12 protein-coding genes and 1 pseudogene are annotated in these 15,489 nt (G+C 43.1%); 7 read left to right on the forward strand and 6 right to left on the reverse strand.

Going from position 1 to position 15,489, the window contains the following annotated elements:
- Positions 1-146: 146 nt before the first annotated feature.
- The 4 genes from ACFI32_RS12240 (at position 147) to ACFI32_RS12255 (ending at position 5,003) form a co-directional block, all read left to right on the forward strand.
- Positions 147-1,412 (forward strand): saccharopine dehydrogenase family protein, encoded by a 1,266-nt coding sequence (locus ACFI32_RS12240; RefSeq protein ID WP_462626878.1) that lies wholly within the window; start codon positions 147-149, stop codon positions 1,410-1,412.
- 259 nt (positions 1,413-1,671) lie between these two features.
- A complete protein-coding gene (locus ACFI32_RS12245; RefSeq protein WP_462626879.1) occupies positions 1,672-2,508 on the forward strand; it encodes a glycosyl transferase in 837 nt (278 codons plus the stop codon).
- A gap of 614 nt (positions 2,509-3,122) precedes the next feature.
- Positions 3,123-3,896, forward strand: a complete 774-nt coding sequence (locus tag ACFI32_RS12250; protein WP_462626880.1) for a glycosyltransferase family 25 protein — start codon at positions 3,123-3,125, stop codon at positions 3,894-3,896.
- A 45-nt stretch (positions 3,897-3,941) separates the two neighbouring features.
- Positions 3,942-5,003 carry a glycosyltransferase gene (locus ACFI32_RS12255; protein ID WP_462626881.1) on the forward strand — a complete coding sequence of 354 codons (1,062 nt, stop codon included), beginning with the start codon at positions 3,942-3,944 and terminating at the stop codon, positions 5,001-5,003.
- Between the two features lie 13 nt (positions 5,004-5,016).
- On the opposite strand, the gene ACFI32_RS12260 is transcribed toward ACFI32_RS12255, so the two are convergent.
- The 6 genes and pseudogenes from ACFI32_RS12260 to aspS all read right to left on the reverse strand — a co-directional run bounded on the left by ACFI32_RS12260 (position 5,017) and on the right by aspS (position 11,751).
- Positions 5,017-5,883: a hypothetical protein gene (locus ACFI32_RS12260; RefSeq protein WP_462626882.1), complete on the reverse strand. Its 867-nt coding sequence runs from the start codon at positions 5,881-5,883 to the stop codon at positions 5,017-5,019.
- A 73-nt stretch (positions 5,884-5,956) separates the two neighbouring features.
- Complete coding sequence (locus tag ACFI32_RS12265; protein WP_462626883.1) at positions 5,957-7,123, reverse strand: nucleotide sugar dehydrogenase; 1,167 nt, start codon at positions 7,121-7,123, stop codon at positions 5,957-5,959.
- A 57-nt stretch (positions 7,124-7,180) separates the two neighbouring features.
- Positions 7,181-8,018, reverse strand: a pseudogene (locus ACFI32_RS12270) (Stealth CR1 domain-containing protein).
- Positions 8,019-8,033: 15 nt separating this feature from the next.
- Positions 8,034-8,804: a glycosyltransferase gene (locus ACFI32_RS12275; protein WP_462626884.1), complete on the reverse strand. Its 771-nt coding sequence runs from the start codon at positions 8,802-8,804 to the stop codon at positions 8,034-8,036.
- Between the two features lie 183 nt (positions 8,805-8,987).
- Positions 8,988-9,896 (reverse strand): lysophospholipid acyltransferase family protein, encoded by a 909-nt coding sequence (locus ACFI32_RS12280; protein ID WP_462626885.1) that lies wholly within the window; start codon positions 9,894-9,896, stop codon positions 8,988-8,990.
- A gap of 28 nt (positions 9,897-9,924) precedes the next feature.
- A complete protein-coding gene (gene aspS, locus ACFI32_RS12285; RefSeq protein ID WP_462626886.1) occupies positions 9,925-11,751 on the reverse strand; it encodes an aspartate--tRNA ligase in 1,827 nt (608 codons plus the stop codon).
- 524 nt (positions 11,752-12,275) lie between these two features.
- Here aspS and sohB point away from each other — a divergent pair.
- The 3 genes from sohB to ACFI32_RS12300 all read left to right on the forward strand — a co-directional run bounded on the left by sohB (position 12,276) and on the right by ACFI32_RS12300 (position 15,474).
- Positions 12,276-13,241 carry a protease SohB gene (gene sohB / locus ACFI32_RS12290; RefSeq protein ID WP_462626887.1) on the forward strand — a complete coding sequence of 322 codons (966 nt, stop codon included), beginning with the start codon at positions 12,276-12,278 and terminating at the stop codon, positions 13,239-13,241.
- Between the two features lie 232 nt (positions 13,242-13,473).
- Positions 13,474-14,082, forward strand: coding sequence for a DUF1543 domain-containing protein (locus ACFI32_RS12295; protein WP_462626888.1), 609 nt, complete (start codon positions 13,474-13,476; stop codon positions 14,080-14,082).
- 153 nt (positions 14,083-14,235) lie between these two features.
- On the forward strand, positions 14,236-15,474 hold the full coding sequence (locus ACFI32_RS12300; RefSeq protein ID WP_462626889.1) for an acyl-CoA dehydrogenase family protein: 1,239 nt from the start codon (positions 14,236-14,238) through the stop codon (positions 15,472-15,474).
- Positions 15,475-15,489: the final 15 nt, after the last annotated feature.

A 15,489-nucleotide genomic window follows, 5' to 3' on the forward strand; every position in this document is an offset into this window, starting at 1 on the left:
CGTCGAACAGTGACGGTGATCGTTGTTCAACGGGTGCGTGGGTTTTCCTCGGTCTTCCTTTTTAATTCACGCATATCATTCACTCGTTTCTGTTCTGAACAGCCACGACTCACGGCGCTGACAGAAACACAAAGGAGGATTTTTCATTGAACACAACTCAAGAAACCAAACGAGACGTACTCATCATTGGCGCAGGCGGCGTGGCTCAAGTGGTCGCTCACAAGTGTGCGATGCATAATGATGTGCTTGGCGCGATTCACATTGCGTCGCGTACGCAAGATAAATGCGATGCGATTGCCAAAAGTGTGGTGGAAAAGGGCAGCTTTAAAGAGCCAGCCACGCTACATACGCATCAAGTCGATGCGATGGATACCAAAGCGCTGATCGGCTTGATTAATGGGACAGGCATTCAGATTCTGATTAATGTGGGTTCAGCTTTCATTAATATGAGCGTTTTAGAGGCTTGTATTGAGACGGGTGCGGCTTATATTGATACTGCCATTCACGAAGATCCGCGCAAGATCTGTGAGACACCGCCATGGTATGGCAACTATGAATGGAAACGCCGCGAGCGCTGTGCCGACAATAATATCACTGCGATTTTGGGTGCAGGTTTTGATCCTGGTATGGTCAATGCGTATGCCAAAATTGGCTACGATATGATGGATAAAGGCTCAGTAACTGATATTGATATCATCGATATCAATGCGGGTAGCCATGGCAAATATTTTGCCACCAACTTTGATCCTGAGATTAATTTCCGTGAGTTCACTGGTACGGTTTATTCTTGGCAAGACAGCAAATGGCAGTCTAACAAGATGTTTGAGGTCAAACGTACTGATGATTTGCCAGTCGTTGGCGTACAAAACAGCTACTTGAGTGGTCATGATGAAGTGCACTCATTATCAGCAAACCTAGATGTACCAAACATCCGCTTCTGGATGGGTTTTGGCGAGCATTATATGAACGTCTTTACCGTCCTGCAAAACTTAGGCTTGCTATCTGAGCAGCCCGTGATGACCGCAGAGGGGCAAGAAGTCGTACCGCTAAAAGTGGTGAAGGCCGTTCTGCCTGATCCAAGCTCACTGGCACCAAACTATACTGGCAAAACTTGTATCGGTGACAAAGTGAAAGGTAAAAAAGATGGCGTAGATACCGAAGTCTTTATCTACAATGTCTCTGACCACAAAGACGCGTACAATGAAGTGGGCAGTCAGGGCATCTCTTATACCGCAGGTGTACCACCCGTTGCCGCAGCAATATTGGTCGCCACTGGTGCATGGGACGCAGGCAAGATGGTCAATGTTGAAGAGCTAGATCCTAAGCCACTTATCAATTTGCTCAATGATATTGGCCTACCAACGCGCATTCAAGATGCTGACGGCGACCGTGCCTTGGTATTTGATATTTAAGCGCCGCTGTAGCCATACCTTTTACCACATAGAGTGATATTAGGTTAACAGCCCATCTGACATGTCTGTGTCAGATGGGTTTTTTATTTATGACGCTTATAAACCAAATCAGTCTGTTGTCTCAAACAAGACACTTGCTAATAATGAACAGCGCATTAAAGAATAGAGGTTTGGCCAGATTATAAAGTTGGACATAACCGTTTGGTATTTTATGCTAATATATCTCACCTATAATTCATACGATTAAAGTGAGCAGTCGATGACAATAAATTCTAATACAACAGATAACAATAATGTTAAGCAAATTATTTGTATCAAATGGGGTACAAAGTACGGCGCCGATTATGCCAACAAGTTATATGGTATGGTCTCACGTAACATCACCCCGCCGTTTCGTTTTGTCTGTTTTACTGACGATACTACGGACGTGCGCCCAGAAATTGAATGCCAAGAACTGCCGCCGCTTGATGTGACTATGCCAACCAACACACTAGGCAAATGGCCAAAGTCACGCTTGTGGGGTGAGAAGCTGGGAAATTTAACGGGTACAGTATTATTCGTAGATTTGGATGTGATTATAGTAGACAGTTTGGATCCTTTTTTTGAATACGGCAAGCCAGAAGACGTTGTCCTGTCATACAACCCAAGCAATCCGCTAGAGCGCCTCGGCCAGACATCTTGCTTTCGCTTTCAGGTTGGCTCATTGGTATCACTACAAGAAAAATTCAAAGCCGATCCGCAAGGTATCGCTGATGAATATCGTTTCGAGCAGCGCTTTGTGACTCGTAATGCACCAGGTGGTGTCAAGCTGTTTCCAAAAGCATGGGTTGCGCACTTTAGACGTAAATGCCGTCAGCCATTTCCGCTTAACTATTTTAAAGCGCCTAAAATCCCTAAAGGTGCTCGTATTGTTATTTTCCCTGGTGGGTTATATCCTACTGATGCTATATGTGGTCAGTATGATAAGAATTCTGCTAATAATACTCGTGATCATCTTAAACAGCTCATAGAGCCAAAAAACTTAAAGCGTCCATTGCGCCATTTGCGTCATTTTATCTTGCCAGTTGATTGGGTAGCTGAACATTGGAAGGAGTAAATATCAACAAAGCGACGCATTTTAAAAATTTAATTATATTATAAGCTATTATCTATGAGTTTTTTTAAAATATTTCTAATAAAGAAAGCTCTGTTATATATACTGATGGATTAAAAAGTTTTGGGGTTGATAACAATGAGCTTGTGACTTCGGACTTATATCATGCTTATTGGTGGGATGATAAGGTGAATTTTGGAGACTTAATAGGACCTTGGCTTATAAGTCTTGTAACAGGGCAGCAAGTTATTCATTCTAAATACTTAAATGGAACGCACTCTACTTTTACAGTAGTGTCTATCATCGAGCACGCGAAATATTTTCCAAATCAGAGCACAACTATTTGGGGTTCAGGGTTATTAAGACCTCTTAGCAATGCCAAGCAAGTCAGGAAAATGAAAAATATTGGCTTAGATACTTGTTTCACAGTACGTGGTAGGCTTACTAAAAGTGAGCTATCGAAGCTATATAGCATTGACGATAACTTGCCTCTAGGTGATCCCGCCCTATTATGAATTTATTTAATAAATATATTCACTGGTAAGTGATAAACACACTGAACTCTTAGTGTATATTACACAAGTAATACCTATATATAACTGGAACGAGAAACGAATATGATTGAAAGCTATGTCATCAGTCTTAAAAATCAGTGGGAAAGACGTGACCATATTGAAGGTCAGTTTAAATCACATCATACTAATTTTCAATTTTTTGATGCTGTCACTCCAGATACATTAATGGTAGAGATTAAAAAATTGAATTTGAATGAAGAGATTATCAGCGATCTATCTACAGGCGAGTTAGCATGTGCATTGAGTCATATTAAGCTTTGGTGTTTGGCAGTAGAAAGGAACCTTGAATATATTGCGATATTCGAAGATGATATACATTTAGGTGAAGACTTCGGCATGTTAATGACTGATACTAAATGGTTGAAAAATATCGATGTGCTGAAGTTGGAAAAATTTAGAGCAAGGGTAGAGTTGTCATTTACATCAAAGTCATTAGAGAATTTTGATAGAAAAATTTATAAGATGTTGGGCAAGAACCTTGGTTGTGGCGGATATATTTTATCTTTGAGTGGTGCAAAATACTTAGTTGATTATATCAATAAGCTACCAAAGCTAGATGTTATTGATGCAATTGTTTTTAATCAACGGAAATACATCAAAAACATAGCTGTTCATCAACTATATCCTGCTGTGGTTATCCAAGATTCAGTTCTTAATAGTGATAATATAAAGTTAACAAGCGACTTACAACAATATAGAGACGAGCAAAAAGAGCTTGAGACGAGAAAAAAGAAATTATCGACAACTACTAAGATTAAAAAAGAAGCCGTTAGGTTTACAAGGTCTTTCAAAATGAAGAAAGTCAATTTTCGTTAAGTATCATTAGCAATATATTATTAGATAAATAAGCGATAGTAGACTATGACATTAAAAAAAATACTATTAGTAATTAACTGCCTACAGGGAGGGGGTGCTGAAAAATCAGTACTAACACTTGGACAAGGTTTTTATGAGCTAGGTTATGAAGTTCACATCCTGAGATTTAAATCCACTGTAGAATATGATTTATCCCCACATCTTTATTATCATCAAGTGAGCTTTAAGCCATTTAAGTTGATACCATCGGAGAAAGTTAGATATCAAATATTTGCTAAAACTGTTGATAAATATGTCAAAAAGCATATTGGCAGCCCACTATTGACTATTTCAAATCTAGATAGAGCGGACCGTGTTTTAGCGCATAGTAAACTATCAAATGTTATTCATGTAATTCGCAATACTCTATCTCAAGAAATTAAACAAAGATCCAAACCAATATCCTTAAATAAAATTAGAGATATTTACAAATACCATCAATGCATTGGAATCAGTGAGGGTGTTACTAAGGATTTTATTCAGACTTTAGGGCTTAATAATATCCAAACCATCTACAATCCTATAGATAGAAAATCTATAAAGCATTTTGCAGATATGCAAACACCAAACCTTCCCCCTTATATTGTTCATGTTGGCAGTTTCAAATATCAAAAAGCACATGATGTTTTAATTAAAGCTTATGCCAAAACGAGTCAACAATATAATCTTGTTTTACTTGGAAAAGGCAGCCTGCTATCTGATATGCAAGATTTAGTAAAGCAATTAAACCTAGAAAACAAAGTGTTTTTTATGGGGTTTGAATCAAACCCATACCCTTACATAAAAAATGCCAAACTGATGGTTCTATCTTCTAGGTTTGAGGGTTTTGGCAGAGTGATAGCAGAAGCATTAGCGCTGAATACACCAGTAATCAGTACAGATTGCCCCTCAGGACCCAGAGAGATGTTACCCTCAAATAACCTAACAGAGGTAGATAATATCGTTCAGTTAGCAGCTGTTTTAGAGCAAGCAATGCAATGTCCAGATGAATTTAATGTTCCTTTTAATCAAGGATTCTTACCTAAAACTATTGCACAGCAGTACATACAATTGATAGATAATAAATGACTTAGCTACCTATCTATACTTGGATGAATAGATTTTTTGAAATAGGCGAATGATTCACAACTTGCACTCCTTGTTTTTTATACTCGTTAATCAGTAAGTTAAATGATGGTATGATACGTTCATAAATAGCCTTTTCAAGTTTACAAGGTGCTTTGTTATCTTTGTCTTCGTAAAATCTTGGCTGGTTGGCATTCAAAAGATCTATACCATACAAGTTTATAGTGCTCGCTCCCAAGGTATAAGCCAGTTGTGCCGCCACGTAGGCCACCGTTCCAGCCTCTACAAAACCATCGCTAACGTCCAAGGATACTCCAATGGGCTCAGGATGATGCGTCATATCTATCACAAAGTTACTTTGAGATTCAAAGTGGGATAAGGATAATCTAGGTGTACGCTGCTTTATAAATGGCTTGCGGGTAATTTTCGATACAAGCGTTTGAAAAGAAGAATTCATTGTCTGAGCAGGAATAGGTCTATCAGCGGCATGTATCAACTGTATGTTTTGATGATACTTCTCTATTAGATGGGGTAGTTGGCTTATCATAGAGTGCAACGCACTAACAGTGATATACAGTGGTTGTCCGCAATAAAAAGTATTGAGCACATCGCTATTATGTTTTATAAAACGCTCGTCACTTATTACGTAGGCTACAACATTGCTAAAACTATATTGACCAATAAGACTTAAGCTACCATTGACAAATATAGTAGGATTAGATAGCAAGGGGTTATCAAAATATACATCGTCTATAGAAGGACCTGACGCGAATATATTGACATTAGTATTATTCAGACTAATGTCTATTTTTTTTGTATTAAAATTCTCTATGATGAGAGGCTTGCCCTTTACTGAAATACCAATATTGTTTAATGTATCCATTATCATATCCTTAAAGCACTTTAATAATTTCTATAATTCACATCATTGCTTCAGAACCCACTCAGTCCACAGATTAATCGCTCCCGAATAGATCACGAGTAAATACCTTGTCTGCCACATCTTTTATCTCATCAGATAAGCGATTGGCGACAATAACGTCGCTCATGGCTTTAAAAGCATCTAAGTCTTTAATAACTCGTGAATTAAAGAAATCATTTTCTTCCAATACAGGCTCATAAACAACTACTTCGATACCCTTTGCTTTAATACGTTTCATGATGCCTTGTATCGCGGATGCTCTAAAATTGTCTGACCCACTTTTCATGACCAGTCTGTGTATCCCTACGATTTTTGGACGTCTTTCGATAATTTTGTCCGCGACAAAGTCCTTGCGGGTTCTATTAGAGTCAACAATGGCTTTAATAAGGTTGCTTGGTACTTCGTCATAATTTGCTAATAGCTGCTTGGTGTCTTTGGGTAGGCAGTAGCCACCATAACCAAATGAGGGGTTATTATAGTGATTACCAATACGTGGGTCTAAACCAACGCCTTCTATGATTTGCTTGGTATCAAGGCCAAAGGTTTGTGCATAAGTATCAAGCTCATTAAAATAAGCCACACGCATCGCTAGATAAGTATTGGAAAATAACTTAATCGCCTCAGCTTCAGTAGACTGTACAAATAATAGCGGTGCATCTTTTTCAATGGCACCTTCAAGCAATAGATTAGCAAATATCTCAGCCTGTTCAGACTGCGCACCAACAATAATGCGTGAAGGATAGAGATTGTCATGAAGAGCTTTGCCTTCGCGCAAAAATTCAGGCGAAAAAATAATACGATTAGTCGCATAGCGCTCGCTGATACTCGTGGTATAACCGACTGGCACGGTAGATTTTATAATAATAGTTGCTTGTTGGTTAACTAAGAGCACTTGCTCGATCACGGATTCTACAGTCGATGTGTTGAAGTAATTGGTCTTAGTGTCATAGTCGGTCGGTGTCGCAACGATAATAAAGTCAGCATCTTTATAAGCTGCTTTAGCATCCAACGTGGCAGAAAAGTTGAGGCTTTTATGCAATAAAAAGTCTTCGATATCTTTATCTTCAATAGGAGACTGTTTTGCATTTAACATAGTTATCTTTTCAGCAACCACATCGACAGCGATAACTTCATTGTGCTGCGCGAGTAGCATTGCGTTTGATAGGCCTACGTAGCCTGTACCCACTACTGCTATTTTCATAATATATCCAAATGGTATTTTTACTGTGGACAGTCAACATTGCGACTACACGTTAACTTATATTCTTGTATCGATATTTTCTAGTACGTCGCTGGGAAGATACGCCGAGAATTTCTCGCGCATCCCGTCAAGAACTTGGTGATATGGCTCAGGTTTGAGAAAATCCAAACTTTGAATACAGCCATACTTAATCGTTTTATTTTCTAAAGCAATGACGAAATCCTCTACGCTACCCTCATTTTTTAGATAATTGACAGTGGTATTAGGTTTTAAATGTGTTTCGCCTTTTTGAATTTTCAGGTGGTTCATAAGTGTTATGGGATTGACCTGTGCGACATCCCTGAATTTATATTTGATTTGCTCTGTTAACCATTTGGGGTGCTGACGTAAGTAGTCGAGCAAGATGTTTTTATCCACAATATGTGGATAGTGGTGAATCTCAAGAAATCGGAATATCCCCAATATTTTGGCACTAAGCATTTGTGCTGTGGTGTGGCTGGATAGCCGTACCAAATAATTTGAATCGAGATTTTCGAAGATTGAATTTGACCTTAAAGGTCGGTAAAAACTGCTCATACCCTGAGGATACCTCTTGATGGTCAACCATGTGTATCTTATTGACCGCACAGATATTCTGCTCGGCAAACTGTTCAATAAAACGAGGCTGCTGTTGATCGCTGACGATATAAATATGGCGACAAAAAGACACGTATTTGAGGATGGAGGCAATGTTGTAGTATATTTCATCATCGCTGGCAAACCGTGTGGCAGTGATGGCATCTGAAGCTACCGCTTCATTTGTCTTGTAGTGGACTCTTTTTTGCTTGAGTATGGGATCGGCGCCATCTACCCAAGCGATGACGACGTCTATATCTTGTGAGTTGGACTTTTTCATATATTTACCTGTTACCTAGCGCCAATACTGCTCAAGCCATGGACTGGGTTTGACATGGCGATACCATTTTCCGCCCCCACCTTCGATAGCATCAGGCGGATTGATCTCGCCATGGAAGATGACGATTTTTGCACCCGTAGGTAAGGTTGGTGCTCGGACGAAGTTAAGCGGAGTAGGCGGCAAGCACTGATATTTAAAACTCACGCACCATGTCTTGTCCCAGTATTCTAAATGATGGTGCTCACGTAGATAGTTGGAGAGATAAGCTTGTTCATGACGTACTTGGGTACGAATGCTATCAAAGTTGCGCTCAAAGTTTGCCAGCAAGTCAGGATAAGTGTGCATACCGATTTTAAAGCGATATACCGAACTGTTACCAATCATGCGCCACGGTTTCTTCCAGTCGCGAATGATGACGACACTGTCTTCGTGCTGGGCTTGGTAGGTAAAAAAGGCATCAATATTATCGACAATAACGATATCAATGTCTAAAAACAAGGCTGTACCCTTAAGACCATATAGCTCAGGTTTAAAGGTGGTCAATTTTTTCCAGCCACGTTCGGGGCCTGCAGGCAAATCCATCTCAGGAATGGGGTAGCAGGCAACCGCAGGATCAATACCGTTACTGTCATCGGTTAGGCATACCATCTGAAAGTCTAGGCTCAGATGACGGCTGACCATATTGTACAAACGGTTGACGTATTCAGGGCCATATTTGGTACCCCATTTCATACAAATAACGTAGCGCTGCTCGGAGGCGGCCTCATGGGTAGTGGGTGAAGTCATAGATAGATCGTCTTCGGTAGGGGTGGCCAGAATCAATACAATGCAGATAACGGCCAAAAATCAGTGAAAGCAAACAAACGCTAAGCTTAGCATGAATTAGCGATGCTGTATATTTTCATCCGTGATGCTACAAGACGCAAGCGATAGATTCACAAAGAATGATGTGACAGCGTAGGCACCAAGCTAGTGAGTATGTCGGTTTTTGATAAACTGGGTTAACGCTTCAGGGTCAGCGCGGTAGGGATTATCTATATTGGGAAGGTGCTTAAAGCGGCGATAGCCCCACATATAATGGGTAAAATGTGCGTCAATCATATGCTGCATGGCGGTGTTAAGCGCGCTGACAGCATTTTTGGCATCACGATCATACAAATTAGAGTCGCTAAGATCATAGCAATAGATATCAAACCCTTGACCGTCATCGCGGCGGATACAGGACAGGCCGACTAAAGCGCATTTGGTCTTGCTGGCCAGTTTTGATGCCAGTGTACTGGATAAGGTATCAATACCAAAAAAGGGTACGACCACGCCACCTGAGAGATCAGGAACGTGATCGGGTAACACAATACTAAAGCCGCCAGCTTTTAACGTCTTAAAGATGGCTTTGACACCGCTGCTGTCGGTGGGGACAAGCGTCGCACTTAGGCGGTTGCGTCCTTGCAGGATAAAGTCATTGACCATCTTCTCTTTGACTGGCTTGTACATGATGGTCGGTGCGCCAAACTGGTTGAGCCACGCGTTCATCACCTCCCATGTCCCTAAGTGCGGGACGATGGCGAGCATGCCGTTTGGGTTGTTTAGCCCTTTGGTCAAAATCTCCTGATGATGGACAGTATGTATCTGCTCAATACTCCACTGCGGCGCCATGGCCCAGCTTTTGATCGACTCGACACTACTCAAGCATTGGTTGCGTACGATATTCTTAATCAGTTTGGCATCGGCCGCAGGCGTGCGACCGATCAAGCGCATGTTGATCTTGATGCTGCGTACCATACTGGCATTGGGCAGCCGTACAATCACATTGGCGGCCAGACGTGCCGTTACCCGCATCGCGGGCAATGGCACATATTTAAAGATCTGATAAGGATTCATAAACGCTCACAACGACCCAAAAGCGTACTTACTGTGCGGGTCTGTTGGTGTCTGCTTGCGCCTTTTCGCGCACACGGATACCCAGTTCACGCAGCTGCTTGCTATCGACTTCAGCAGGTGCTTGTGTCAATGGACAATCGGCTGTTTTGGTTTTTGGGAAAGCAATCACGTCACGGATTGAGCTTGCGCCAACCATAAGCATAATCAGACGATCCAAACCAAAGGCAATACCACCATGCGGCGGCGCACCGAATTTTAGGGCGTCAAGCAAGAAGCTGAACTTGTCTTCGGCTTCGGCTTCGTCAATACCGAGGGCATCAAAGACCGCTTGCTGCATTTCAAGGGTATTGATACGCAAGCTACCACCGCCGATTTCAGTACCGTTAAGTACCATGTCATAAGCGATAGATAGGGCGGTTTCTGGGCTGTTCTTCAGCTCGTCAACAGAACCTTTTGGCTTGGTGAACGGATGGTGCATTGAGGTCCACTGGCCATTGTCGGTTTCTTCAAACATTGGGAAGTCAGTGACCCAAAGCGGCGCCCACTGGCAGGTGACCATGTCCAGATCCAAACCGATTTTTTGACGTAGCGCACCCATGGCATCGTTAACGATACGGGCTTTGTCCGCACCAAAGAAGATGATATCGCCATCTGTCGCTTCAGTACGCTCAACCAAGCTGGCAAGCACATCATCAGTCATATTTTTGATGATCGGGGACTGCAGGCCTGATTCTTTGTCGACGCCGTTGTTGATGTTGCTGGCATCATTGACTTTGATGTATGCCAAGCCGCGCGCACCGTAAATACCCACAAATTTGGTATATTCGTCAATCTGTTTACGGCTTAGTGAGCTGCCACCTGGGATACGTAGTGCTGCCACGCGGCCTTTAGGATCGTTGGCAGGGCCTGCAAATACTTTAAAATCTACCGATTGCATCAAGTCGGCCACGTCAATAAGCTTGAGTGGAATACGCAAGTCAGGCTTGTCTGAGGCATAATCGCGCATGGCTTCAGCATAGGTCATACGCGGGAATTTTTCAAAATCAACATCCATCATGTTTTTAAACAAATGCTTGATCAGACCTTCGTTAATATCCATGATTTCTTCTTCATTTAAGAAAGAAGTCTCGATATCGACTTGGGTAAATTCAGGCTGACGATCGGCGCGCAAATCTTCATCACGGAAGCATTTGGCCACTTGATAATAACGGTCAAATCCTGACACCATGAGCAGCTGTTTAAACAGCTGAGGTGACTGTGGCAAGGCAAAGAAGTTACCGGGACGGGTACGTGACGGTACAAGATAGTCACGCGCACCTTCAGGAGTAGCACGAGTCAAAATTGGGGTTTCAACGTCCAAAAAGCCGTGGTCATCTAAGTAGCGACGGATGGCGGATGTGGCTTTAGCACGAAACACCATACGCTCTTGCATTTGCGGACGGCGCATGTCTAAGTAGCGGTATTTGAGGCGTAAATCTTCTGATACCGTGCTGTTCTCATCATTGAGTGGGAACGGTGGCGTTTCAGATTTGGCCAATACTTCAATTTCTTTGCCAAGCAGCTCAACTTGACCACTGGTCATATTGGCGTTTTCAGTACCTTCGTAACGACGACGCACGCGGCCTGTGATTTTGAGCACATATTCAGGACGAGCTGCATCAGCCGTGGCAAATGCTTCTGGCGTATCTGGATCCACAACCACTTGCAAAATACCTGCACGGTCACGCATGTCTAAAAAAATCACGCCGCCATGATCGCGGCGACGGTGTACCCAGCCTACGATGGTGATGGTTTGCTCCAGTAAGCTTTCGGTTACCGCTCCGCAGTATTCATCTCGGTATTCACTGTGCATCATAATATAGTTATCCAGTTGTCAGCCCAATTCAAAGTACGATAATGCAGCCATATGCTTCTGATTTCAACCAAGCTGCCCTTAATTAAACAGTTTGGTTGGGTCAGGATATATTGGCCGTTGCCGCGCCAATAGTGGCATTCGCGGCGCTACTTGCCATAATAAAAATACGAAAATTACCAGCAATATCGCCGATAACTTCGAAAAAATAGCACATAAAACGCGATGAAGATAAACAATCATCGCGCAGGCTGCATAAAATTTTTTGTAAAGGCACATTATGCCTAATGTGCTTTTGTTATACAACTGTAGGCGCACAATCTGTCGCAAACCAAGCCTGCAAATCACATAATGTCAGACAGACACATCTCGCTACAAATCCTGTCAACAGATGATGAGAAAATATCGCATTCGCGCTTGAAAATTATGAGGCTTGCGCGCATATCAACGCTTTACCAATCATTTGATATTATTTGACTCATATTATAACTATATTGATGTCATATTTATGAACCAAGGACTGCTCTATGCTATTTCATTCGCAAAAAAATCCAATCGAACTTAAAGTCATGCACTTAAACAAAACCCAAGCGCAGCGCCGTCATGAGCTGACAGAAGCCACGCAAGGCAAAGCTGCACTCAAAGCGATGAAAAAGCGTCTGGAGAAAAAAGCCAAAAAAATGGCTAAGGGCAAAAATAAAAAGACAGAAGCGCGTCAGATTTTTGTGCTTGATTTTGATGGTGATATCAAAGCCACTGCAGTCAAGCATTTGCGTGAAGAGATCAGCACATTAATCAGTACCGCAAATAAAGGCGATGAAGTGGTGGTACGCCTAGAGTCAGGCGGCGGCTTGGTACATGGTTATGGCCTAGCAGCCGCGCAGCTGGTGCGCCTAAAAGACGCAGGACTAAAGCTGACCGTTTGTGTTGACAAGGTAGCGGCCAGCGGGGGTTATATGATGGCCTGCGTGGCGGACAACATCATTGCGGCACCATTTGCCATTATCGGCTCTATTGGCGTGGTATCACAGCTGCCCAATTTTCACAAATGGCTTAAAAACCACGACGTCGATTATGAGATGTTTACCGCTGGTGATTATAAGCGCACAGTGACGGTATTTGGTGAAAATGACGAAGCAGATCGTGCCAAATATCAAGAAGAGCTGGAGCAAACACATCAGTTGTTTAAGCATTTTGTTAATCGCTATCGCTCGACCCTAGATTTGGAAACAGTAGCGACGGGTGAGCACTGGTATGGTGAGGATGCGCTGCACTTAAACTTAGTTGATCGTCTGCAAACCTCGGACAGCTATCTGCTGGAGCTCATGGAAGACAATCAAGTCTATGCCTTACTATCAAGACAAAAGCCGACTTTGGCAGAAAAATTGGGTTTTGCGCAAGCGGCCACTGCGACGATTGATATGGCGATGGAAAAGTTACCAGAAGCACTGATGCGCATGGATATTAGTAGTAAAATAAAGTTGTTAAAATAAAATAATTATTGCTTATTGGTATAAAAATATAATTTTCTAGCAAACTATAGTTTTATTTTAATCCTATTTTTGCTATGATTCAGTTTATAGCAATATTCATGCAGAGTCATACAAAAGGCGTGTCCTAGTCGGTCGCGCCTTTTTTGCTGTGTCTACTTAGCAGCTATGGTATAACTGGAAGTGACGATTGAATACATATTAAAAAAGAACAGACAGACAAGAGTAAAGAAAAATGCCAACACTATTTATGATAAAAATTGGGGCGCGGCCAAGAGGGCGCTTGATTGAGCAGCATGATATGTACTTTGGGGTTGGCAAGCATATTAGCGATTTTGTCACGGCGATCAACACGCATTGGCCAGAAGTAAAAAACGCATGGCATTTGGATGCATATCGGCAGGTGACCGTGGTTGACGGGCACCGTGTGCAATGGCAACCCAATACTGCTGACCAGTCTTATTTTGAGCAGGCGGGTAATGAGATGCGATTGTTTTTTATCAACCTCGGTGGTTATATCGCAGGCGAGTTTGAAGAATATCATCACAAGCTGCTGATCGTCGCGCCGACGCAAGCATTGGCCGTTAAAAAAGCCAGACAAACCGCGTTTTATCAGCAGTACGGCTTTCAAGATGCCGATTCGCCATTGGATGCCGCCGCACATATTGACGACAAGCAACAAGTCGATATTGATGAGATATATGAGATATATGAGGTCAGTGATTTACTCACTGGTGGGCATCTGGTTATCACGCCATTGTCAGACACAGCGATAGACGCGACAGATGACAAAAGCCACATCGGTTACTTGAGCCTTAAAAAGCTAAAAAAGATGACATTATAGTTTGTGTTTAAACCAGACTGTTGATAATGACCGCGAATGGCTTGTTGCGGTTTTTCGTCGTTTTGATGCATCAATTCAGTTACATCAACACAGTATAGTCACTATCAGTATAGCCACTAAATATCACTCACCATCACGGAAGAAGGACATACGATGTTTACCACCACTGCACATGGTCAAGCCATGTATGAGCAAGTCAAAGCCTTTATTGATACCCATATCGAGCCTATTGAAGCCGCATTTTGGCAGGAGTGTCACGAGCAAAACCCTAATGGCAATTGGCGTCATTGGCAATGGCCTGAGGCGTATGAGACGCTGCGTACAAAGGCACGCGAGGCAGGACTTTGGAATTTGTTTTTGCCTGATGATGAGCTGGGAGCGGGCTTATCTGTGACCGACTATGCCCCGATTGCTGAGCTGACAGGGCGCAGCTTGATTGCGCCGCATGTGTTCAATTGCAACGCGCCAGACAGTGGCAATATGGAGCTGTTATGGCGTTATGGCAGCGCCGCGCAACAGGAGCAGTGGCTCAAGCCGCTACTGGCAGGGCAGACGCGTTCGGTTTTTTGTATGACTGAGCCTGAAGTGGCCTCAAGCGATGCCACCAACATGCAGGCGACAGCCGTGGTAGAGGGTGATGAGATTGTGCTCAATGGCCGAAAATGGTGGTCATCAGGTCTCGGCGATCCAGCAGTGGATGTGCTGATCGTGATGGCGCATACCCCTGATGAGAGCAAAGATCGTCATCATCAGCATTCAATGGTGTTGGTGCCTGCAGACAGTGTAGGGGTGACCACTGAGCGCATGCTCAAAGTCTTTGGCGATTATGATGCACCGCATGGTCATGGTGAGGTCAGTTTTGAGAACGTGCGCGTGCCTGTCAGTTACTTTATCGGCGGGGCAGGGATGGGCTTTGAGATTGCTCAAGGCCGCTTGGGGCCTGGCCGTATTCATCACTGTATGCGCTGTATCGGCGCGGCTGAAAAATCACTAGAGCTGGCTGTGCAGCGCGGTATGCAGCGCACCGCCTTTGGTAAACCCTTGTTACAGCTCGGCGGTAACCTTGAGCGTATTGCAGACGCACGGATTCAGATTGACCAAGCGCGCCTGCTGACATTAAATGCCGCGCAAAAAATGGACAGCCAAGGCACTAAAGCGGCGCTGACCGAAATCTCAGCCATTAAGGTGGTTGCGCCAACGGTGCTACAAAACGTCGTTGATATGGCGATTCAAATTCATGGTGGTATGGGCGTGTGTCAGGATACGTTTTTGCCCAGTTTCTTTGCTCAGGCGCGGGCATTACGCTTGGCCGATGGTCCTGACGAGGTGCATAAGACCATGATTGCTAAGCTTGAATTAAAACGCCAAGGGTTTCGCCGCTCTAACAAATAGTGAAGCAGCACTATC

The sequence above is a fragment of the Psychrobacter sp. PSi21 genome (genome assembly GCF_054960615.1).

Bases quoted from the DNA above. Each gene is read 5' to 3' on its own strand.
- ACFI32_RS12245 (WP_462626879.1), top strand. From the start codon at position 1,672: ATGACAATAAATTCTAATACAACAGATAACAATAATGTTAAGCAAATT.
- ACFI32_RS12250 (WP_462626880.1), top strand. From the start codon at position 3,123: ATGATTGAAAGCTATGTCATCAGTCTTAAAAATCAGTGGGAAAGACGT.
- ACFI32_RS12255 (WP_462626881.1), top strand. From the start codon at position 3,942: ATGACATTAAAAAAAATACTATTAGTAATTAACTGCCTACAGGGAGGG.
- ACFI32_RS12260 (WP_462626882.1), bottom strand. From the start codon at position 5,883: ATGGATACATTAAACAATATTGGTATTTCAGTAAAGGGCAAGCCTCTC.
- ACFI32_RS12265 (WP_462626883.1), bottom strand. From the start codon at position 7,123: ATGAAAATAGCAGTAGTGGGTACAGGCTACGTAGGCCTATCAAACGCA.
- ACFI32_RS12275 (WP_462626884.1), bottom strand. From the start codon at position 8,804: ATGACTTCACCCACTACCCATGAGGCCGCCTCCGAGCAGCGCTACGTT.
- ACFI32_RS12280 (WP_462626885.1), bottom strand. From the start codon at position 9,896: ATGAATCCTTATCAGATCTTTAAATATGTGCCATTGCCCGCGATGCGG.
- aspS (WP_462626886.1), bottom strand. From the start codon at position 11,751: ATGATGCACAGTGAATACCGAGATGAATACTGCGGAGCGGTAACCGAA.
- sohB (WP_462626887.1), top strand. From the start codon at position 12,276: ATGCTATTTCATTCGCAAAAAAATCCAATCGAACTTAAAGTCATGCAC.
- ACFI32_RS12295 (WP_462626888.1), top strand. From the start codon at position 13,474: ATGCCAACACTATTTATGATAAAAATTGGGGCGCGGCCAAGAGGGCGC.
- ACFI32_RS12300 (WP_462626889.1), top strand. From the start codon at position 14,236: ATGTTTACCACCACTGCACATGGTCAAGCCATGTATGAGCAAGTCAAA.